General features: G+C 61.3%; 14 protein-coding genes and 1 tRNA gene. 9 read left to right on the top strand and 6 right to left on the bottom strand.

Features of this window, described 5'->3' with window-relative positions; translation table 11 throughout:
• The first annotated feature begins 346 nt into the window (after nucleotides 1–346).
• The 3 genes from AAAX31_RS09485 to AAAX31_RS09495 all read left to right on the top strand — a co-directional run bounded on the left by AAAX31_RS09485 (nucleotide 347) and on the right by AAAX31_RS09495 (nucleotide 4,200).
• Entirely contained in the window at nucleotides 347–2,329 is a 1,983-nt protein-coding gene (locus tag AAAX31_RS09485) for an ATP-dependent DNA helicase RecQ (protein WP_271737893.1), read from the top strand.
• Between the two features lie 2 nt (nucleotides 2,330–2,331).
• On the top strand, nucleotides 2,332–3,087 hold the full coding sequence (locus AAAX31_RS09490; RefSeq protein ID WP_271738439.1) for a GntR family transcriptional regulator: 756 nt from the start codon (nucleotides 2,332–2,334) through the stop codon (nucleotides 3,085–3,087).
• Between the two features lie 144 nt (nucleotides 3,088–3,231).
• Nucleotides 3,232–4,200, top strand: a complete 969-nt coding sequence (locus AAAX31_RS09495) for an SIS domain-containing protein (RefSeq protein WP_271737895.1) — start codon at nucleotides 3,232–3,234, stop codon at nucleotides 4,198–4,200.
• 131 nt (nucleotides 4,201–4,331) lie between these two features.
• On the opposite strand, the gene AAAX31_RS09500 is transcribed toward AAAX31_RS09495, so the two are convergent.
• Nucleotides 4,332–5,309, bottom strand: coding sequence for an L-lactate dehydrogenase (locus AAAX31_RS09500; RefSeq protein ID WP_117877461.1), 978 nt, complete (start codon nucleotides 5,307–5,309; stop codon nucleotides 4,332–4,334).
• A gap of 210 nt (nucleotides 5,310–5,519) precedes the next feature.
• Here AAAX31_RS09500 and metA point away from each other — a divergent pair, with 210 nt between their 5' ends.
• Nucleotides 5,520–6,446, top strand: a complete 927-nt coding sequence (metA, locus tag AAAX31_RS09505; RefSeq protein WP_117877459.1) for a homoserine O-succinyltransferase — start codon at nucleotides 5,520–5,522, stop codon at nucleotides 6,444–6,446.
• A 23-nt stretch (nucleotides 6,447–6,469) separates the two neighbouring features.
• On the opposite strand, the gene AAAX31_RS09510 is transcribed toward metA, so the two are convergent.
• Together AAAX31_RS09510 and AAAX31_RS09515 are read right to left on the bottom strand one after the other, a co-directional pair.
• Nucleotides 6,470–7,066, bottom strand: a complete 597-nt coding sequence (locus AAAX31_RS09510; protein WP_271737896.1) for a 5-formyltetrahydrofolate cyclo-ligase — start codon at nucleotides 7,064–7,066, stop codon at nucleotides 6,470–6,472.
• A 134-nt stretch (nucleotides 7,067–7,200) separates the two neighbouring features.
• On the bottom strand, nucleotides 7,201–10,245 hold the full coding sequence (locus tag AAAX31_RS09515) for an insulinase family protein (protein WP_349077049.1): 3,045 nt from the start codon (nucleotides 10,243–10,245) through the stop codon (nucleotides 7,201–7,203).
• A gap of 570 nt (nucleotides 10,246–10,815) precedes the next feature.
• Between AAAX31_RS09515 and AAAX31_RS09520 the strand changes: the two genes are divergently transcribed.
• Complete coding sequence (locus tag AAAX31_RS09520) at nucleotides 10,816–12,282, top strand: ATP-binding protein (protein ID WP_349077050.1); 1,467 nt, start codon at nucleotides 10,816–10,818, stop codon at nucleotides 12,280–12,282.
• Between the two features lie 100 nt (nucleotides 12,283–12,382).
• Here the strand turns inward: AAAX31_RS09520 and AAAX31_RS09525 are convergent, their stop codons facing one another.
• Nucleotides 12,383–12,874, bottom strand: a complete 492-nt coding sequence (locus AAAX31_RS09525; RefSeq protein WP_195234201.1) for a hypothetical protein — start codon at nucleotides 12,872–12,874, stop codon at nucleotides 12,383–12,385.
• A gap of 215 nt (nucleotides 12,875–13,089) precedes the next feature.
• Between AAAX31_RS09525 and AAAX31_RS09530 the strand changes: the two genes are divergently transcribed.
• The gene (locus AAAX31_RS09530) at nucleotides 13,090–14,172 is read left to right on the top strand and encodes an HNH endonuclease (protein ID WP_148332384.1); all 1,083 of its coding nucleotides are present in this window, start codon (nucleotides 13,090–13,092) and stop codon (nucleotides 14,170–14,172) included.
• A gap of 445 nt (nucleotides 14,173–14,617) precedes the next feature.
• On the opposite strand, the gene AAAX31_RS09535 is transcribed toward AAAX31_RS09530, so the two are convergent.
• Both AAAX31_RS09535 and AAAX31_RS09540 read right to left on the bottom strand, forming a co-directional pair.
• Nucleotides 14,618–15,304 carry a DUF5710 domain-containing protein gene (locus tag AAAX31_RS09535; protein WP_349077053.1) on the bottom strand — a complete coding sequence of 229 codons (687 nt, stop codon included), beginning with the start codon at nucleotides 15,302–15,304 and terminating at the stop codon, nucleotides 14,618–14,620.
• 226 nt (nucleotides 15,305–15,530) lie between these two features.
• A tRNA-Val gene (locus AAAX31_RS09540) sits at nucleotides 15,531–15,605 on the bottom strand.
• A gap of 289 nt (nucleotides 15,606–15,894) precedes the next feature.
• On the opposite strand from AAAX31_RS09540, the gene AAAX31_RS09545 reads away from it, so the two are divergent.
• The 3 genes from AAAX31_RS09545 to glmM all read left to right on the top strand — a co-directional run bounded on the left by AAAX31_RS09545 (nucleotide 15,895) and on the right by glmM (nucleotide 20,794).
• Nucleotides 15,895–16,917, top strand: a complete 1,023-nt coding sequence (locus AAAX31_RS09545; RefSeq protein WP_349077054.1) for an EamA family transporter — start codon at nucleotides 15,895–15,897, stop codon at nucleotides 16,915–16,917.
• A gap of 149 nt (nucleotides 16,918–17,066) precedes the next feature.
• Nucleotides 17,067–19,379 carry a DUF4012 domain-containing protein gene (locus tag AAAX31_RS09550; protein WP_349077056.1) on the top strand — a complete coding sequence of 771 codons (2,313 nt, stop codon included), beginning with the start codon at nucleotides 17,067–17,069 and terminating at the stop codon, nucleotides 19,377–19,379.
• A gap of 83 nt (nucleotides 19,380–19,462) precedes the next feature.
• On the top strand, nucleotides 19,463–20,794 hold the full coding sequence (gene glmM / locus AAAX31_RS09555) for a phosphoglucosamine mutase (RefSeq protein ID WP_117770316.1): 1,332 nt from the start codon (nucleotides 19,463–19,465) through the stop codon (nucleotides 20,792–20,794).
• Nucleotides 20,795–20,967: the final 173 nt, after the last annotated feature.

A 20,967-nucleotide genomic window follows, 5' to 3' on the forward strand; every position in this document is an offset into this window, starting at 1 on the left:
GTCCATCCCGAACGCGGTAGAATGCTTTGGCATGGGAGCCTCCCAACCTCGTTGCGGCGCGGCTGCGCCTATGGCACTTCGACATCATTGTCGCAGCCCCGACCCGCGGTCACGAGCGGGGGCTCCTATCTTTTTAGTGCCCTCGGATTGGGTCATAGTGTCTGTCCGCGCCAAAACATCGGCGTTGCCGGGCCGGCACTTGGGGACGTTCCTTTTCTGCCGGCACCTGGGGACACTCCTTAGCCGTTGGGGGCGTTCTTAAACGACTAGTCTGGGCGGCGGCCGTGTGCTGCTGTCCGCGTGGCGGCGTATAATCGGCGGCAGATGACTTGGACGTTAGGAAACCATGACCGATAGCATGCAGCAGATGGCGCTCGACACGCTCGGCGCCTATTTTGGCTACACCTCGTTTCGCCCGGGACAGGACCGCATGGTCGATGCGATCCTTGCCGGTCGTGATGCGCTGGGTGTTATGCCCACGGGCGCCGGCAAGTCCATTTGCTACCAGGTGCCCGCGCTCATGCTGCCCGGCATCACCTTTGTGGTGAGTCCGCTGCTGTCGCTTATGGAGGACCAGACCCGCGCGCTGCTCGCGGCGGGTGCGCGTCCCAGTTATCTCAACTCCAGCCTTACCCCGGCCCAGCAAAATACCGTGCTCAAGCGGGCGCGCGAGGGCCGCTACCAGCTTATGTATGTGGCGCCCGAGCGCCTGCTCGAGCCGCGCTTTCTGGCCTTTGCGCAGGAAGCTGCGGCCGAAGGCGGCATCGGCGTTCCGCTCGTGGCCATTGACGAGGCTCACTGCGTGAGCCAGTGGGGCCAGGATTTCCGTCCCGCTTACTTGCAGATTCGCGAGTTTATCGATTCGCTGCCGCGGCGCCCGATCGTGGCGGCGTTTACCGCCACGGCGACCGAGCGCGTGCGCGCGGACATTCAGCAGATGCTCGGCCTGCAAAACCCCGCGACGGTGGTGACGGGCTTCGATCGCAAGAACCTCTACTTTGGCTGCGAGGAGATGGGCGACAAGGCCAAGGCCGCGTGGGTGCGTGACTACGTGATCGCGCATTCGAGCGAGAGCGGCATCGTGTATTGCTCGACCCGCAAGACGGTCGATGCGCTGGCAGGCGAGCTTGCCGAGGCACTGGGCCCCAGCGGCATTCGCGTTGGCCGCTACCATGCCGGCATGGGCAACGACGCCCGCCGGCAAAGCCAGCGCGCCTTTATCGACGACGATATCCAGGTGATGGTTGCCACCAACGCCTTTGGTATGGGCATCGACAAGCCCAACGTGCGCTACGTGATCCACAACAACGTGCCCGAGAGCATCGAGGCCTACTACCAGGAGGCGGGTCGAGCCGGCCGCGATGGCGACCCGGCCAGCTGCCACCTGCTGTGGAACGGCAACGATTTTCGCATGCGTCGCTTTCTGATCGACCGCGGCGATGCTGCCGATGAGGCGCTCGACGACGAGCAGCGCGCATGGGCGCTCCAGAACCGCTACCGCCTGCTCAGCCAGATGGAGGGCTACTGCAATACTACCGGCTGCCTGCGCGAATACATGCTGCGCTACTTTGGCGACGAGGCCGCGGCCGAGCATGCTGCTGCGGCTGGTGCGGGCGCCACCGCCACGGATGACGCCGAGGGCTGCGGCAACTGCAGCAACTGCCTCACGCAGTTCGAGGTCGAGGACGTCACCGATATGGCCCGCGCCGCCGTGCGCTACGTGGCCGCGCGACCCATGCGCTTTGGCAAGTCGCTGATCGCCGACGTGCTCCACGGCGGCAACACCGAGCGCATTCGCCAGATGCATCTGGACGAGGACCGTGGCTACGGTGAGCTGTCGAGCGAATCGGTCGGGCGCATCAAGGACATCATCGGCCAGCTGTGCGGCCGCGGTTATCTGGCTACCTCGCAGGGGCAGTACCCGGTCGTGGGGCTGGGTCCGCGTGCCGTCGAGGTCGAGGATGAGGCGTTTGCCTTTACCGTTAAGCGTCGCGCGTCCAAGCGCAAGGCCTCGGCCCGCGCCCGCCGCGCCGTCGATCTGCTGCGCGAGGAGGCCGAGCTGGATCAGCGCCCACGCGTGGGCGACGATGCCGAGTTGTTCGAGCGCCTGCGTGCCCTGCGCAAGGAGATCTCGACCGAGCTGGAGATGGCGCCGTATATGGTCTTTTCCGACAAGGCCCTGCGCGGTCTGTGCCGCCTGCGTCCACAGACGCGCGACGAGCTTATCCAGGTCAACGGCATTGGCGAGAAAAAGGCCGACGCCTTTGGCGAGCAGTTTATGGCGGCGATTGAAGAGTTTGAGTCCGAGCATGCACGGGATGGAGCGTAACGATGGCATTCGACGATAAAACCGAGCGCACTGAGGTATCCGCCGTTCCGCTGTACCAGCAGGTTATGGACGACCTAAAGGGCGAGATCGCGCGTGGCGTGTACGCATCCGGCTCGCGCATTCCTTCCGAGATGGAGCTCGCTAAGTCCTATGGTGTGGGACGCGTCACCGTGCGCCGCGCCATTGAGGAGCTGTCGCGCGCGGGGTATCTCAACCGCCAGCAGGGGAGGGGCACGTTCGTGTGCGCGCCCAAGCTCAAGCGCAAGATTGTCCAGAAGGGTGACGTTCAGAGCTTTTCCGAGGGTTGCGCTGCCAACGACATGGTGGCCGGAGCACGCCTGGTGTCGCGCACGGTGGTTGCGGCGACGCGCGAGGACGCGGCGTTTTTTGGGGTGGAACCCGGCTGCGAGCTCATCGTGGTCGAGCGTGTGCGCACGGCAGACGGCGTGCCCGTCATGCTCGAGAACAACGCCTTTGTGCTGGCTGACCATCCCTATCTGCAGACGCTTGCCGACGAGGACCTCACCGATAACTCAATCTTTGCGCTCGTTGCCGAGCATTCGGGCCGCGCGCCGCTCAAATCCGACCCTTGTACCGTGGAGATTGCGCTTGCCGACGCTCAAGTCGCGCCACTGCTCGAGATCCCGGTCGGTGAGCCACTCTTCTATATGGAGGCGTACTTTACCGATGCGGACGAGCGGCCCTTGCTGCTCGGACGCCAAAAGATCGTGGGCTCGCGCTACGTGTTCGACATCTAACGTCCATAGATAGAACAACATAGAACAAGTTTGGTGAAATGACTTCACGAGCGTCGTCGTGCGTGCTATAAATAGGACAACATAGAACGACCGCAGGTACGAGCTGTCGTCGTTCAAAACCGCCACACAAGGAGGAAAACCAGGATGAACGCACATGATCTGGTTCAGGAAATCATCGAGCGCAAGGGCAAGATTGAGAACGTCTTTTGGATCGCTTGCGGCGGTTCGATGATCGACCTGATGCCGGCCAACGAGCTGCTCAAGCGCGAGGCCACCACGTTTACCTCGACGGTCTACACTGCACGCGAGTTTTGCCTGATGGCCCCCAAGAGCTTAGGGCCGAAGTCGCTCGTTATTGCCTGCAGCCACAGCGGCAACACGCAGGAGGTCGTCGACGGCTGCGAGATGGCGCTGGCTGCCGGCGCCGAGGTCGTTGCCCTCACCGACTGCGAGGGCTCCAAGATCGATAACGGCAAGTGGACCACCTGGGTCTATCCGTGGGGCGAGGGCGTGTCACAGGTCGAGGTGCCGCAGGGCATCGGCGCTCTGATCGCCGCCGAGCTGCTCGACCAGCAGGAAGGCTACGAGGCACTCGCTGACATGTACGAGGGCCTTAAGCAGATGGATGCGCTGCTGCCCGCCGCCCGCGAGAAGGTCAACGCCGAGCTGGGCGATCGCTTTGCCGAGCTCTGCCAGCAGCATAAGTTCTTCTATATCCTGGGTTCCGGCCCCAACTTTAGCCAGACCTACGCCATGGCGATTTGCTCGCTTATGGAGATGCAGTGGCAGCACTGCTGCTACATCCACTCCGGCGAGTATTTCCACGGTCCTTTCGAGGCTACCGAGCCCGGCGTGTTCTACTTTGTGCAGCTCGGATCGGGCGAGTGCCGCCCCATGGAGGAGCGCGCGCTGGCGTTCCTCAACACGCACACCGATACGGTTATGGTGCTCGATGCACTCGAGTACGGCGTGGGCGAGGTGCCCGCCAGCGTGCGTTCGTACCTGGAGCCGATATTCTTCTACAACATGAGCTGCGAGCTGCGCGCCGCCCGCGGAAAGGTGTTCGACCACAGCCCTGAGATTCGTCGCTACATGGGCATCGAGCAGTACTAGGTAACGGGAAAAGCATTCACCTTCGATTCGCAAGCGAACAGCGTGCGTAAAAAGCGGGCCGCGCCGGTGGGTTTCCGGCGCGGCCCGCTTAGTATCGCGCATAGATTCGCAAGGTTGCGGCAGCCAGCGGCTTACTTGGCGTCGTAGGCCTCGGTATCCCACCAGTCGAGCTGGGCGATGTTGTCGCGGATGTGCTGGCAGCTCTTGTGGAAGCCCTCGAGCTCGTGCTCGGAAAGGTCGAGTGTGTAGACCTCCTCGACGCCCTCGGCACCGATCACGCACGGCAGGGAGGTAAAGATACCCTCCTCGCCATACTGGCCGGTCATAAGCGTAGAGGCCGAAAGCACGGCGTGCTCGTTGTGCAGCACGGCGGCGCAGACGCGCGCGGCGGAGTTGGCAACGGCGTACTCGGTGCACTGCTTGCCCTGGTAGGTCACATAGCCGCCCTTGCGTGCAAGCTCCTCGACCTCCATGTGGTCGAAGGCGTACTTGTCGGGGTTCTCGGCCTGAAGCTCGTTGAGGTTTTTGCCAGCGATGGTTGCGGCCTTAAAGGCAGCAAGCTGGCTAAAGCCGTGCTCGCCGATCATGTAGGCGTCGATGGACTTGGGGCTCACGCCGACCTTCTTGGAGATCTCGGTGCGCAAGCGGGCGGAGTCCAGACCGCAGCCCGAGCCGATGATCTTCTTGGGATCGTAGCCGGTCAGGTGCCACAGCTCGGTGCACACGACGTCGCAGGGGTTGGAGATGCTCACGAAGATGCCGTCAAAGCCGGCGTCGACGATGCGCTTGGCAAAGGAGCGGGCGGCGTCGGTGGTAAAGAACAGCTCGCCGTCGCGGTTGCCGGCGGCCAGCGCGACCTTGCCGGCAGCGTTGACGATGACGTCGCAGCAGGCAAGCTCCTCGTAGTGGTCGTAGCAGTTGACGATCTTGGTGTTGTACGGGACAAACGAAAGGGAGTCGCGCAGGTCCTGGACCTCGGACGTCACTTTGGCCTCGTTGATATCGCACAGGTACAGCTCATCGGCAATGCCCTGCATGAGCAGGCTGTTGGCGACATGTGCTCCTACGTGGCCCTGGCCGACCACACCGATCTTACGCGTCTGGTACATATACGTATCCTTTCGGCCGAGTTTTTCGCGTCGAACCATTGTAGCGTCCTGCTGCCACTTTGCTAGGCTAAAGCGCCGTAGATTTTTGGACATGCCTTAATCTCTACTTTTGGAGTGATTTGGGCCGCTGACGGCATCGCTGGGCGATGTGCTCGCGCGGATGGGGCCGGTCGTTGTACCATAGCTGCAACTGACTCGTAAGGAGCATCCATGCCCATTCGCATCCCCGACGCCCTCCCTGCCGCCGCGCAGCTCGAGAGCGAGAACATCTTTGTCATGACCGAGTACCGCGCGCTGCACCAGGACATCCGTCCACTGCGCGTGCTCATTCTCAACCTCATGCCCACCAAGATTGCCACCGAGACGCAGATCATGCGCAAGCTCTCCAACACGCCGCTGCAGGTGGAGGTGGACCTGCTGCGCACCAAGACGCACGAGGCCACGCACGTGAGCGCCGGCCACTTGGAGACGTTCTACCGCACGTTCGACGACATCCGCGACATCCACTACGACGGCCTGATCATCACGGGCGCGCCGGTGGAGCAGATGCCGTTCGAAGAGGTCGACTACTGGCCCGAGCTCTGCCAGATCATGGATTGGTCCACCACGCACGTGCACTCTACGCTGCACATTTGTTGGGGCGCGCAGGCTGGCCTGTACCATCATTACGGTATCCAGAAGTACGACCTGCCGGCAAAGGCGAGCGGTGTGTTCGAGCATTATCTGGTGAAGCCGCAAAGCCCGCTGGTCCGCGGCTTCGACGACCGTTTCTATGCCGTGCATTCGCGCAACACCGATGTGCGCCGCGAGGACGTGGAGGCCGAGCCGCAGCTTGAGGTCGTGGCCGTGTCCGACGAGGTGGGCTTGTACATCGTCAAGTCGACCGACAGCCGCCGCTTCTTTGTCTTTGGCCATCCCGAGTACGATACCGACACGTTGCGCTTGGAGTACGAGCGCGACGTGAAGCGCGGGCTCAACCCCCAGGTGCCGGCGCATTACTTCCCAGGTGACGACCCCTCCGCCGAGCCGCGCAACGTCTGGCGCAGCCAGGCTCAGCTGCTCTACACCAACTGGCTCAACTACTACGTCTACCAGACCACGCCCTACGACCTGGCCCGCGCCGGCGAGGAGCACTAGGCCGCCGGGAGGTGCACCAGCCGTTAGGCGCTGATGATGTGGGGTAGCGGCAGGTCGTGGGCGTCGGTGGGAACGTGGTCGACACGCTGCTCGTCAAAGGCGATGCCGATAATTTGGCATGCGGGCGAGAGCATAGGCAGGTAGCGATCGTAACAACCGCCGCCGTAGCCCAGGCGCGCGCCGGTTTGGTCGAAGGCCACGAGCGGTACGACGATCATGTCGAGAGCTTCGGCAGGCACGATGGGGAAGCGGTCGCTGTCGATGTCCGTGGCCGCGAAGGCCCGCGTGGGGTGGGCGATAAACGGAGCCGCGGACGCATCGTCGGCGGCAACTGCCCGCATGCACATGCGCTGGCCACAAGCTGCGGCATCAATTGCCGAGAGCATGCACGGATAGGCTACGCGCCGGCCGCGCACGGCGGCCGCAGCGGCAAACGCGGCAGGGTCTGCCTCGGAACCCATCGCGGCGTAGACGGCAACGGTGCGCGGCGCCGCGGCATCCGAGCGGCCCAGCAGCTCAACCAGCCGCGCACAGATATCAGCAGACTTCGCCGCCTGCAAGTCCAAATCAAGAGCATCGCGCCGAGCAATCACCGCCCGCCGCAACTCAGCCTTGTCCATCCCGGCCCTCTCTCCCAAACCTACCAAAAAGGGACAGGTTTATTTTGGCAGGCTTTATCTGGGCAAACGCGATAAAGACGGCAAAACCACCACGAAGGTGCTGTCTCCTTTGTGGTGGTTTTGATTGCCGTGCCTTAGCCCAGCAGGTCGACTACGTTAAAGCCGGCGTTACTCTTGGCGATGACTTCGCGGCCGCCAAAGACGCAGGTGGGCGACTCGGCTGCGATGCGCGTCACGTCGGCGCCGAGCGAGCGCAGCTTACCGGGCGTGGCGGCGAGCATCTGGGCGCGGCGCTCCTCGCGTGCATGTGGATCGAGCCCGGCCAGGTAGGTCGTGTTGCGGCGCTTGGTGAGCGCGTACGGCTTCACCGGCGCGTCCATGCCGCTCACGCAGCTCACGATAAAGCCCTCAAAGGCGGCCTCGTCGGGCTCAAAGCTGCCGAGCCATTCACCTGCGCGCACCACGCGCTCAATCGAGGGGTCGATTGCCGGGTCGCGGTAGGTGTAGAACGCCGCCTGGCGCTCGCCGGCTGCGCGGAATCCGCAGCCGTACGCGCCGCCCTTCACGCGAATCTCGTTCCACAGGTAATCGTAGGAGAGCGCGTTGGCAGCCACGGCCCAGGCGCCCGTCACGTCGATGCCCAGGCGACGCGGGTCGCACGCGCTTGCCGCAAAGCAGATATCGCTGGGGATGACGAAAGCCTCGTGGCGGTCGCGCGGCGTCGGCACCACGAGAGCGTCGCGGCCGGTATCGGCACCATCGCCCGCACCCAGCCCCAAGTCGCCCGCGGCGGCCCAGTACGCGTTAAAGTCCTCATCGCTGCCGGTAAAGCTCGCCAGGCAGCCGTCGGCCACAAAGATGCGGCCTGCCAGCTCGGCAAGCTTGGCACGCAGGCCGTCCAGGCGCTCGTCAAAGTGGTCGAGCAAATCGCGCAGGAACAGGTAGAAGTCTACGCCCGAGAGCTGCTCGCGCACCACGGCCGAAGGCGAGCTGTAGCTCATCGCGCGACCGAGCGCCGCCGAGTGGCCGTTGTTGATAAAGCCCTGCTCAAGCCCAATGCGAATCTGCGTGAGCACGTCGCGCACGCGGTCGGCGTCGGCGTCTGCCAAAAGCGTGCTCGACCATACCTCGCGCGGCAGACTCGCCAGCGCGTCGATCTTCTCGGACAGAGCGCCGGCGCTCACCAGCAGGTAGGGGCGCACGCCGTCCACTTCGGGCTGCGTCATGACTTCGGTCGTAAAGCTCAAAAAGCCGAGCTTGCCAGCGAGCAAGTTGTCGAGTTCCTCGGCCGAGTGCTCGCGCGTGGGCAGCTGCTTAAACAGGCGGCAGAGTAGCGTCACATAGGGCAGGTCCTCAAACGCGACGCAGCTCAGGTCGAAATACTGCATGGCGTAGGCCAGACGGTTGGTGGGGATGCCGTGGCGCAGGCAGGGGATGGGCGCGGTCGTGTCCACGATCAGCGGCGGCTCGGGGCGCGCCTCGCCAATGTCGGACACGCGCAGGCGCGGCAGCGTGGCCTTGGCCTCGGGCGTGTCTTCCGCCTCCTGCGCGGTGCGCAGCGCAGCCGTGCGCTCGACCACGTCGGCCAGCTCGGCATCGGTCATGGCGTCGCGCTCGGCAGCCAGCTCGGCAGCTTCGGCGCCCTCCGAACCCTCGGCGGCGTCCACCGGCACCAGCTCGACCAGCGCCATGTGATCGTTCTGCAGCACCAGCTCGCGCAGCAGGTCCTCAAAATAGCTGCCGTCCAGCTCGCTACGCAGCTCCTCGTACACCGGGCCGTACTTGAGCGCCAGCGTCGCGGCGTCGTCATCGTAGAGCCACGTGCTCAGCGCGTCGCACGCAATGGCCACGCCGTCGGCGATACCGTAGTCGCGCTGGCGCAGGTCGTATTCGTTGCTGCTGATGATGGCTTCCAGGCGCTCGCGCGGAACGCCATGTTCGCATAAGTCGCGGCAGGCGTCCTGGAACACGCGGCGCAGCTCGCGCGCCACGCCGGGCTGCGCGTTTTGCAGCATGATGAGCTCGTAGGGCTGCAGGCTCTCGGCCGCCGTGTAGCTCACCACGTTGCCGCCCAGGTCGGCGGACAGAATGGCCTTCTTAACCGGCGCTTCGTTGGAGCCCAGCAGTGCTTCAAACAGGATATCCGCCGCGATCGTGCGTTTGCGGTCGAGCGCGTTGCCCAGCACCAGGCCCAGGCCCACCAGGGCGTTCTCGGGTGTGGTGGCCATCTCGACGCGCTTGTACTCGCAAGTCACGGGCGCCTGCACGCCCAGCGGATTGGGCGCCATCGTGGACGGGTCCTCGCCGGCGGCGACGGCAGCGTCCATGCGGCGGCTCGCGGCACTCGGCTGCGACAGATAGCGCTCGTCCAAAAAGGCCAGGGCGCGGTCCACGTCCAGGTCGCCGTAGAGCGTTATATAAGAGTTGGAAGGATTGTAGTGGCGCGCGTGCGTGTCCAGGAACTGCTCGTAGGTGAGCGCGGGAATCGTGCGCGGGTCGCCACCGCTCTCGTGTGCATAGGCGGTGTCGGGGTAGAGCGCGGCGTTGACGGCGTCGTCCAGCACACTCATGGGGTCGGACAGCGCACCCTTCATCTCGTTGAACACCACGCCGTTATAGCGCAGCGTGCCCTCGCGCAGGCTCGCGGAGCCGCCGTCGCCCTCGCCCTCGACGCTCTCCGGCAGGTCCAGCTCGTAGTGCCAGCCCTCCTGCTCAAAAATGGTCGGCTTGGTATAGATGGCCGGGTTGAACACCGCGTCCAGGTACACGTCCATCAGGTTGTACAGATCCTGCTCGTTGGTGGTGGCAACGGGGTAGATGGTCTTGTCGGGGTAGGTCATGGCGTTGAGAAACGTCTGCATGGAGCTCTTGATCAGGTCGACAAACGGCTCCTTGACGGGGAACTTAGCCGATCCGCACAGCACCGAGTGCTCAAGAATATGGAACACGCCGGTGGAATCGGCCGGCGGCGTCTTAAAGCCAATGGCAAAGGCCTTGTTTTCGTCGTCGCACGCCAGGTACAGCAGGCGAGCGCCCGAGGCGGTGTGGCGCAGCACGTAAGCGTCCGAGTCGAGCTCGGGCACGGTCTCACAGCGCTCGACGGCAAAGCCGTGGCAGGTGGTGCCGGGTACCAGCAGCGCGGCGGCAGCGGCGCGCGGGTCGGTTGAGGTGGTGGGCATATGCAGTCTCCTTTGACGCCCCAGCGGGGGCGAATCGAGTCGAATCCTCGAGAGTATACCCATATGGGGCCGCGGCTCTGCGGCGAACTGAAGACGATGCCGGCGGAATGGGTAAAGGCCCCGCGTGACCGCCGCGCGAGCGTGGAAATTCGGACACACGCCAAACGAGAGTGGATATTTGGACGGAATCTGCCGCAAAAGCCCCAAAAACCGTCCAAATATCCACTCTCGATATCCGACCGTCCGAAAATCCTCGCTCGTCCATCACTCGCGTATCTCTCGTCTCTCATTCGTCTCTAATATGAGAGATGACAGGAAGATGAGAGAAAAATATGAGAGATAACTGAGCAGCAAAGAGGTAGGCAATCATGGTATTGTCTCAATACCGATTGTTCTACCAGCAAAAATATGTATAAATGAAGCAAATGGTAGACATTCCATCTCTATCTATCTCTTATCTCTAAGCCGAGAGATAGAGAGATAAATGAGAGATAATTACGAGAGATAACTGAGAGACGAGGGAAATCTATCCGCGGCATTCTCCGCAGGACCGAGCGAAAGGACGTGCAGATGAACGAAAACGAGCTGACCGGTCTGCTTGAGTCTTTAAGGCGTATGGGCTCGGATGATCTTAACGTCGAAGTGAAGGAGAGCGCCACGACGCTTTCCCGCGACGTATGGGAAACGGTGAGCGCATTCGCGAACACTGCCGGCGGAATCATCGTGCTCGGAGTGAGTGAGCGCGCAGGTTTTGTCCCGGTTGAGAACTTCGAGACCGAGAAAGTGCTCAACCAATTTGTGTCAGGCATGGGTGATGCGGGCGGTCGAGGAAAGCTGGCCAATCCGCCTAAATACACGATCGAGCGAGTGGAGCTTCAGGGCGTCATCGTTCTCGTCATTACGATTGAGGAGCTCGATCCGTCGAGCAAGCCCTGCTATGTCATAGAGCGGGGCGCCCAGGGCGGCAGCTACAAGCGCATCGATGACAAAGATGTGCCGCTTTCATCGACTGAGGTGCTCGCATTGGCGTCATACGGTCGAGCGACTCCGAGCGATCGCGACGCGGTGGCGGGTGCGGGCGCGGACAATCTCGACGAGACGCTGGTCGACCGTACGATAGATCGGGCTTTCTCGTTGACGCCCCGGGCAATGCGCGGCGCGCCGGACAAACAAACGAAGCTGGAGCGCCTAAATATCCTTGATTCCCAGGGCAATGTCACCAAGGCTGGACTCCTAGTTGTGGGCACCTACCCTCAGCAGTTCTATCCCAAGCTCTTCATTGACGTGGCTGTCCATGCGGGAACTCAGAAGGGCATGGCGGGGTCGCTGAGGTTCATGGACCGCACAATCTGTGAGGGAACGTTGGGCGAGATGATCTCGGATGCCGTCGCAGCCGTCGCCAAGAATTTGCGGCGAACCTCGACCGTCCAAGGCGTCTCGCGTGTCGACTCGCTTGAGATTCCCGAGGAGGTTCTGCGCGAGGCAATCGCCAACGCCGTAATCCATCGAGAATACGGGGATCGGTTCTGTGGACAATCGATTGCCGTCGACGTCTTTGACGATCGTGTCGAGGTGACGAATCCTGGCGGCCTTTACGGGGGAAAGACTCGCGAGAACTTGTTTGACGGCAGCTCCCGATGCCGTAACGCGACGCTTGTGAAGCTCATGTCGATTGTCCCGCTGCCGGATGGCGCAGGTTCGCTGGCTGAGGGCAATGGCTCGGGCATCCCGATGATGATCGATGCCATGCGCGCGCATGGTCTGGCCGAGCCCCTGTTCTGCCCGGGATTCGATCGGTTCAAGGTCGTACTTTACCGTTCAAAGATCGAGCCGGTCGATCATGGCGGGGGCTTAATTGTGACGGCACTCAAACACTACGGCGAGCTGGGGACGCGCGAGCTGGCAGAGCGCACAGGGCTCACAATTTCCCAGGTTAGGTCGCGCGTCAACGCGCTCATTGCTCAAGGCGAGCTTGAGCCCACGGCGCCGGCGACGAGCCGCAACCGCAAGTATCGACTGTCGGAGCGCGTGGGATAGATGCGTTAGTGGACGAGGCGACCCAATAATCGACCCTCGATTGGCGTCCATTAAGGTAAAGCGGTTGTTGCCCAATCGACGGTGATGCTAAAGACTCGGCTTACGCCGGCATGGCCCCGAACCCGTCTATCAAGAACAGCCTAAGAACCAGCTTGATGACATTTCCCGGTTTGACTTCTGCCGCGTCAAAGACGTGTCGCTCGGCGAGCTCGCTGCAGTATGCATAGATGTCGCGGATAAGGTCCGCGCCCGAAAGCGTAAACATGTAGCCTGCGTCCGAAAGCGCATTGGGCGCGGCGGGCAACTTGGCCATGTGGCAGAACGTTTGCAGGTCGGGCTCCATAACATTCTGGTAGTCGAGGTGGCCGCTGGCATCCTGTGCGGCAAGCTCCAATTGGCGCACAAAATCTAGCGCCGCCGCTAACACAAAGCTCGGCGTAGGCGCATTGACATCCTGAGTGGTCGCCACAAGCCTGCCCGCCGCCTGCGTGACAAGCCAAGCGACCTCGCGCTGGCAACGCACGGCCTTGCGCGTAACCGGCTTGATGGACGAAGAAGAAACGCTTCCCTTAGGCGGATTCGAAGCAGCCACAAGACCCTCCCATGAACAATCCGGCCCAACAAGCTCGGATGAAACACGTGCTACATCAGTATACAGGGGAGTGGGGTAGCGGAGTACAAGCGCGCCAACGGCAAACCGAGAGCATCAACGACGTGCCGATCGCGGAATGAGATCTCGTAATAATTGACTCTCGGCCATATTATTGAGGGGCATGACTCGCGTTCGTATGGTTGTAGGTGCTGGCGATGAACGACATTGACCTTGCTGTTCCGTTGATGGATGGACCAAGCTATGACCGTGCCTGCAGTCTCGTGCCTTCCGAATACGTTGAGGCATGGGAGTGGTTTCTGGGTGAGGAACAGCGCGGCGGCGTTTGGACCAGCCTTCCGCACCACACCAAGGAAGATAGCCCTCAGTATCAGTATCGTTTGAGAATTGGCTCGGACTTCTTTCCCGTAACGCGGGATTCAGGGATCTTCTGGCCGGGCCAGGATCGGGTGAAGCAAGATCCCAATAAGATCTTTGCGCTTTCGGTCCATAACTCTAAAAAGAGCTTCTACACCGATGTGCCTCCGCTCTATTTGGACGATGGTACGTGGGTCATTAAGTACTCGGTTCAAGCGCCGGGTACCGTTGGTTTTCGAGACCAGAATTACAACCGTAAAATGCTCAACTGCATGGAATGTGGCGTTCCAGTCGGAGTCATATTTGCAACCGAGGTGGGCTACAAGGTGCTCGGCCTTGCGTTTGTTGAGCGGTTCGAGCCCGAAAACGGATGGTTTGTTCTGCACGGTCCTGTTCATAAAGGCGGACCGGACCCTCGTTTTGCACCCGACATGAGTTATCTGAAGCACATGCCCGTCGATATTGAGTTTACCGGACAGGGTACGACCGACGACGAAAAGGTCCGCTATGCGTTAAGGCGCGAGCGATTGGGGCAGCAATGGTTCCGCAAACAGCTCGTTGCCGCCTATGATGGCCGTTGCGCGGTGTCGGACTGCGGCGTCAGCGAAGCTCTGGAGGCTGCACATATCGAGAATTACTCGGGACCCAAATCGCAGGTTGCCAGCAACGGCATTCTGCTTCGGCGCGATCTTCATTCCCTATTTGATGCTCACCTGATTTCGTTTGAGCCTGTTTGCGGCGAATATCGGCTGTGCGGATCGTACCTGCTGGATAAGACCGACTACGCTTCCTTTGCGGGTGCGACGCTAAGGCAGCCGAATGAGCGTCAGTGGCGACCCGATACGGTGTTTCTTGAGGCCCATCGCATTGAGTTCGATCGCTCGGAAAAGAAGCGTGAAAAGGCGGGGCTTCTGCCGTATTAGCGTATTTGGCTTTGGCATTCTTTGACGATCGTGTTGTTTGATCGGATCGCGTGGCGATGCAATCTCGCGCACGCCCGCCGGTGCATGCTCTTCCTGTTTTGTATAGCGAGAGGGGAGCGTGTATGAGCTGGCGAGGCGATATTGCGATGGGGAAGTACGGAAAACTGCCGTGTGCCCTTATAGACAACAATATGTTTCCGAGCGTAGAGGTTGATTGTGGGTCGTTTGTCGTCACCTGCCCTTGCTGTGGCTCGCAAATACAGTGTCTCGACATTCGGTTCATCGATGCGCGCGACAGACTCAGCGACGAAGTGAGAAAACAGACAGGCGTTCATATGCCGGTGTATCCGGAGAAATGCCCTGTTTGTGGCCTCGATATCGTGTATGACGCCGGCGACGAGGGATAGGTGATGCGGAGGAGCTGGCTGTGAAGGCTTCTCCGTCTCTACAAATAAATCCCCTCACCGAGTTGCTTGTGGAACTCGGCGTGATGGTCTTGTGCCCAGGTAAAGAGCGCCTGGTCAAAGTCGGTGCGTGTGGCTGGGACGCCAAAGACGCCGGCAACTTCGACGCGTATAAACTCCAGTGCCGGCAGCTTGTTGATGGCAGTGAGGGCAAACGGGGACGAGGGCTCCTCGAACAGATGGCGGCTGCCTTGCAGCGCGTCGCAACTGGTGCACGTGTTGCCGAGCGACGGGGCTTTGGAGGCTCGCGCGCCTACGGACTTGTAGCCGCAGCGCTTATGAAGGTAGTCGCGGATCTCGCCCGGCACGCAGCCAAGAGCGGGCACGATGGCGAGTGCGTTGGCGTTGGCCGTGTCGATGGCAATGTGCCCGGCTTCGTTGGGCGCGTGCGCGATGGCGACGCTCTCGTCGTTATCGGTTCGATAGGGAATGCCGAAGGCCGCGACCGAGGTCTCTTTGTGACACTTCCAGCACTCGCGCTTGCCCAGTACTAGATATATATACGGCGCTGAGGGGTCGGATCGGTCAACACCGGGCAGCCACTCGGCAAAGGGCTCGGGGTTGACGCCGCTGGGTACATACCAGACCTTCTTGGTCCGGTCCCATTTGGCGCCCAGCGCCTTGGCTTCTTCTTTGTGCGAAAAGGGGACATCGAGCTCGGTGCGCATGGCGGCTCCTTGGTGCTGCAGGTGCAAGTGGCCCAAGGATACCGCAGGGCGCAGACATCGCGGCGTTTTGCTGAGAAGTTGCGGTGCGGACTGATTGGTTATGCCGATGGATATATCGGCTAGTAGATGGTCGGCTTTTGGCTAGTTGGGCGGTTGGAACTGCCGGCGGATTTGGCGACATAAAACAAAACAGCCCAGAGGACATAGCCTCTGAGCTGCGAACATTTGGTGGGCGTTAGAAGATTTGAACTTCTGACCTCTTCCGTGTCAGGGAAGCGCTCTCCCCCTGAGCTAAACGCCCGATCAAGGGTGCGCAAGCGCGCAAGGGATAATATAACGGAGCCTGAACTCGGTGGCAAGAACATTTTTAAAAATCGCTTACATTGTGGAATTCGGGGGCTTTGTCGTATCCATTTCAAAAGAGCCTGCTGCCGCGATTTGGCTGTCGCATAATGCAAGGCCATTGCGGTATCGAGCTATGGAAAGACGCCTGCGGAATTGTCCTACCGATAAACGGACAAGCCTCCAGCTGGTGACTTCGCCGTGGTAAGGTAAGCCGAATTGTTTCCAGGCTGTTTCGGGGGAGTGGAATGAGCAAAGAGTGTGTCGAGCAGGTCGAAGGCGCAGGGGCTTCGGTGCCGATGACCGATATATCGAACATTGATGTGCCCGAGGGCACCGACGAGCTCAGCCGCAACACCCGTCGCGCATGGCGCGACCGCCTGAACAGCGCTTCGACGCGCAAGATGATCACGGGCGTCTTGGCTACGCTGGTGGGCGGTTCGTTTTGGGGCTTCTCGGGCACCAGCGCGAGTTTTTTGTTCGATACCTACCATGTCGATACGCTGTGGCTTATGAGCGTGCGTCAGATTCTCGCCGGCCTGCTCTTTATGGCTGTGGTTGTCACGCGCGACCGCGCACGCCTGGTCAAGCTTTGGACGACGCCCGCTGATCGCAAGCAGCTGCTGCTCTTTACCGCTTTTGGCCTGCTGTTCAACCAGTTTTGCTATCTTTCGGCCGTGCGCCTGACGAACGCCGGAACCGCGACGGTGCTCCAGTGCCTGCAGCTCGTTATCATCATGGGCTACGCCTGCGTGACCGATCGCCGCATGCCGCGTGCTCGCGAAGTCATCGGCATTGGCCTGGCTCTGGGTGGAACCTTTTTAATTGCCACTGGCGGCGACCCTACCAGCCTGAATATCTCGCCGCTTGGCCTGGCAGCAGGTCTTATGTGTGCGGTCAGCGCCGCGTGTATGGCGGTGATTCCCGCCAGGATCCTGCCCGAATACGGCAGCCCCATCGTCACGGGCTCGGCAATGCTCACGGCGGGCGTGGTCTCGTGCGTCTTCGTGCAGCCTTGGGCGCATATGCCGGCGCTCGACGCTGCCGGCATCGAGGCGCTCGCGGTGTTCGTGGTTATCGGCTCGTTTTTTGCTTACATGCTCTATATGCAGGGCGTTAAGGACATCGGCTCGGTGCGCGCGAGCCTTCTTGGAACCATGGAGCCGGTTTCGGCCACCATCACCAGCGCCCTTATGCTGGGCACGGTGTTTTTGCCCACCGACCTGGCGGGTTTTGCCATGATTATCGCGATGGTGTTCCTGACGGTATAGCTCGCGCCACTGCCAAGACAGAAAAGGTGTTGTGCCACATTTTCGCCAATTGATGTCCGTGTCTGGAGTTTAGCTGTCGATGCCCAAAATGCCATAAACTAGTAACGTTATGGACTTTTTCATTGCGACTCAATTGCGAGGATTTCTTTATGGCTGGTAATCACTTTAAGGGCAGCGATAGCGGCCGTCCTGCAGTTCCGCCGCGTCCGAACGGGGCTGGTAAGGCCGGCACGCCGGGCGGCGCTGGACAGGGCGGTTCCAGTAAGCGCGTGTCCCCGGGCGAGACGGCGATGTTTACCGCTCTGTACGAGCAGTCTCAAAAGGCAAAAAAGACCGGCCGTGCAAGAGGGAATGTCTTTGCGGGCGGTGCAACCTCCGCGTCGCAGCCGAGCGGGGCTCCTTCGGTACCTGCGAACAACGCAGGTGCTGCCAACGCCGCAAATGCCGCCGGCAACGTTAATGCCGGCAAGGCCGCCAACAATACTCCCTCTGCCGGTGGCGCGGGGCTTACGGGTAACCTTGGCACGATTTACACCGGTGCCTCCGAGACTGGCACGTTCGCCCGCCTGGATGATAGCGGTGCCGAGTTTGCGGGCTCGGGTTCCAAGGAAGATTATTACGATTTTGGCTTGAACTACGGTAGCGACGCTTCGTCGAGTTCGACCTCTGACGGTCTGGTCCGTCATCGCCATCGCAAGGGCGAACGCAAAAAGCGTCACACCGGCGCCATTATTGCCGCTGTAGTCGCGGTGCTTCTCGTTGCGCTTGGCGCAAGCGGCTTTATGCTGCTTAACTTGGCAAAGACCGTAAAGAGTGAAGCGAAGGAGGCCGTCGAGATTGTCGGTGGCCTTAAGGACAAGGTCACGTCGGGCGATTTTTCGACGCTGCCTGACGACGCGAAGAAGATTGATGAGCTTTGCGACAGCATGAAGGCGGAGACCTCGAGCCCGCTGTGGACGGCGGCTTCGTTTATCCCGGTGTATGGCAGCGACATCAATGCGGCCCGCACCATGATCGACGTCCTGTCCGATGTCTCGAGCAATGCGCTGGTTCCCATGGCCGATAACCTTTCGCAGGCCACGCCCGGCAAGCTGTTTCAGGACGGCATGATTAACGTGTCCGCGCTGCAGGCGGTCGCCGATTCGCTTTCCAGCAGCTCGAAGGTGTTCAAGAGCGCCAACGAGAAGATCCAGGGCATTGGCGATACTCATATTTCCCAGGTGACCGAGCTGGTCGATAAGGCCAAGGACGGCTTTGCCACCCTCAACGGCGCGGTTGACGCGGCGGAGAAGGTCGCCCCCGTCCTTCCGCAGATGCTCGGCGCCAACGGCCAGACGCGCAACTACCTTGTGTACGCCATGAACAACGTCGAGATTCGTGCCTGCGGCGGCTTTGGCGGTTCGCAGGGCCTGATTTCGGTCACCGACGGCCAGATGTCGATTGGCGAGTTTGTTCCCCGCATTGGGCTCAGCGAGGATGAGGCAGTCGAGAGCGTCGACGAAGAGGATGAGGCGCTGTTCGGCAACCACAGTAACCTGTACAACTCGGGCAATACCTATTCGCCTGATTGGCCCCGCAACTCGCAGCGTGTCGCAGCCCTGTGGAAATCTCAATATGGCCAGGACGTTGACGGCGTCGTGGGTATCGACCCGGTGTTCCTGCAGTATCTGCTGGGCCTGGTCGGTAACGTGTCGCTGCCCGACGGAACGGTTGTCGACGGCACCAACGCCGCAAAGGTCCTCATGCACGATGTGTACTGGAACTATCCGGTCGAGGAGTCGGACGGCATCTTTGCATCCGTCGCCAGCGCTGCCTTCGACAAGATTCTCGGTGGCATCGGTGACGTCGACGTTACAAAGCTTGTCAGCGCCGTTGAGCGCGGTGCCGAAGAGGGTCGTCTGATTGCTTGGATGAAAAACGATGACGAGCAGAATGCCATCAAAGAGACGGGCATTGACGCTTCGCTGCCCGATCCGGATGACCCGAGTGAAGATCCCGTCGCTGGTGTCTACTTTAACAACCTGAGCTTCTCCAAGCTCGACTGGTACCTGAATGCCGATACGCAGATTGGCCAGGGCATCAAGAACGGTGACGGCACATGCTCGTATCGCATCACCGTTACCCTGACGAACATCATGACGCAGGAGGAGGCCGGCAAGCTGCCCGACTACGTCGCGGCGAGCGCGCCTGATGCCGCGCGCGACGACGAACGTCTGAATGTCTCGTTGTTTGCCCCGACGGGCGGCAACATTACTGGCCTGACCGTCGAGGGCACCCAGTTTGGTCTTGGCGCCGCTACGTGGCATGGAATCCCCTTCTATTCGGGCACCGTTGACCTGCATGCTGGCGAGACGACGACGATCACATATACGCTGACCACGTCAGCCGAGGCGGGGGACAAGCCGCTTACGCTGCGTCAGACTCCTACATGCCAGGCGGCTCGCGACAGCGCGTCGGCGTAGGGTTTTTCTGGTAGCGCAGATAATCGAGTACCATTTTGGGGCGGACAGGCAATCTGTTCGCCCCTATTTTGTAAGGAGAGCGCATGAAGTACTTTGGCACCGACGGCTTTCGCGGTGAGGCTAACGTTGGGCTGACGGTAGAGCACGCTTATAAGATTGGCCGTTTTGTGGGCTGGTATTACGGCGCCAACCGCGAGCGCAAGGCACGCGTGATCGTGGGCAAGGACACGCGTCGCTCGAGTTATATGTTTGAGGCGGCGCTGGTGAGCGGCCTGGTCGCGAGCGGTGCGGACGCCTATATGCTGCATGTGATCCCGACGCCGGGCGTAGCGCATCAGACTGTGGAAGGCTGCTTCGATTGCGGCATCATGATCAGCGCGAGCCACAACCCGTTTTGCGATAACGGCATTAAGCTCGTCAACAGCGACGGCTTTAAGATGGACGAGGACGTACTGGAGCTCATCGAGGACTATATCGATGGCAAGAGCGAGGTGCCGCTGGCAACGGGCAACCACATCGGCGCCACGGTGGACTACATGCAGGGTCGCAACCGCTACATTGCTTCGCTCATCGCCAGCGCGAACTTTTCGCTGCAGGGCGTCAAGATCGGTATCGACTGCGCCAACGGCTCGGCATCCTCGGTGGCCAAGCCGGTGTTCGACGCACTGGGCGCCGATGTGCGCGTGATCAATGCCGCGCCCGACGGCTTTAACATCAATGTCGACTGCGGCTCTACGCATATTGAGCGTCTGCAGCGCCACGTGGTGGAGCAGGGCCTGGATGTGGGTTTTGCCTACGATGGCGATGCCGACCGCTGCCTGGCCGTGGACGAGCGCGGCCGCGTGGTCGACGGTGACCAGATCCTGTACGTGTGCGGTGTGTACCTGAACAAGCACGGGCGTCTCTCGGGCGGTACCGTGGTGCCGACGATCGCCAGCAACTTTGGCCTGATCAAGTCGTTGGAGCTTGCCGGCCTGAGTGCCGTGACCAGCGGCGTGGGCGACCGTCACGTGTATGCCAAGATGCGCGAGGGCGGCTACAGCCTGGGCGGCGAGCAGACGGGCCATACGATCTTTGGCGATATCGAGCGCACGGGCGACGGCATTATGACCTCGCTGCGCGTGATGGAAGTGATTCGTGCCGAGCGCGAGACGCTCTCGCAGCTCACGGCTCCGTGCAAGCTGCTGCCACAGGCGCAGGTGGCCGTGCACGTGGCGGACAAGGACGCCGCGCTCGAGAATATGGGCGTGCAGAACGCCATCGCCGAGGCCGAGGCTGCGCTGGCAGGCGAGGGCCGCGTGCTCGTGCGCAAGAGCGGAACCGAGTCGGTTATCCGCGTGCTGGCCGAGGCGCCCGACCAAGCATCCGCCGATGCCGCCATGAAGCGCATCGCCAACGCGCTCGAGGCTTTATAACTACGCGGTTTTACCAAACCGCGTAGCTGCTCGACGCTGCAAACGGCCCTAAGCGGCAACCTGACGTTCAATCGTCGGTCGCGTACCGAAGTACGCTTCCCTCCTCTTTCACGTCACCTTGCTCGCCTAGGGGCGTTTTCGCTCATATGACCCAATCCGCTGTCAAGAGCCAC

It is taken from the genome of Collinsella sp. CLA-ER-H5 (genome assembly GCF_040092375.1).
Taxonomy (GTDB): Bacteria; Actinomycetota; Coriobacteriia; order Coriobacteriales; family Coriobacteriaceae; genus Collinsella.

Bases quoted from the DNA above. Each gene is read 5' to 3' on its own strand.
- AAAX31_RS09485 (WP_271737893.1), top strand. From the start codon at position 347: ATGACCGATAGCATGCAGCAGATGGCGCTCGACACGCTCGGCGCCTAT.
- AAAX31_RS09490 (WP_271738439.1), top strand. From the start codon at position 2,332: ATGGCATTCGACGATAAAACCGAGCGCACTGAGGTATCCGCCGTTCCG.
- AAAX31_RS09495 (WP_271737895.1), top strand. From the start codon at position 3,232: ATGAACGCACATGATCTGGTTCAGGAAATCATCGAGCGCAAGGGCAAG.
- AAAX31_RS09500 (WP_117877461.1), bottom strand. From the start codon at position 5,309: ATGTACCAGACGCGTAAGATCGGTGTGGTCGGCCAGGGCCACGTAGGA.
- metA (WP_117877459.1), top strand. From the start codon at position 5,520: ATGCCCATTCGCATCCCCGACGCCCTCCCTGCCGCCGCGCAGCTCGAG.
- AAAX31_RS09510 (WP_271737896.1), bottom strand. From the start codon at position 7,066: ATGGACAAGGCTGAGTTGCGGCGGGCGGTGATTGCTCGGCGCGATGCT.
- AAAX31_RS09515 (WP_349077049.1), bottom strand. From the start codon at position 10,245: ATGCCCACCACCTCAACCGACCCGCGCGCCGCTGCCGCCGCGCTGCTG.
- AAAX31_RS09520 (WP_349077050.1), top strand. From the start codon at position 10,816: ATGAACGAAAACGAGCTGACCGGTCTGCTTGAGTCTTTAAGGCGTATG.
- AAAX31_RS09530 (WP_148332384.1), top strand. From the start codon at position 13,090: ATGAACGACATTGACCTTGCTGTTCCGTTGATGGATGGACCAAGCTAT.
- AAAX31_RS09535 (WP_349077053.1), bottom strand. From the start codon at position 15,304: ATGCGCACCGAGCTCGATGTCCCCTTTTCGCACAAAGAAGAAGCCAAG.
- AAAX31_RS09545 (WP_349077054.1), top strand. From the start codon at position 15,895: ATGAGCAAAGAGTGTGTCGAGCAGGTCGAAGGCGCAGGGGCTTCGGTG.
- AAAX31_RS09550 (WP_349077056.1), top strand. From the start codon at position 17,067: ATGGCTGGTAATCACTTTAAGGGCAGCGATAGCGGCCGTCCTGCAGTT.
- glmM (WP_117770316.1), top strand. From the start codon at position 19,463: ATGAAGTACTTTGGCACCGACGGCTTTCGCGGTGAGGCTAACGTTGGG.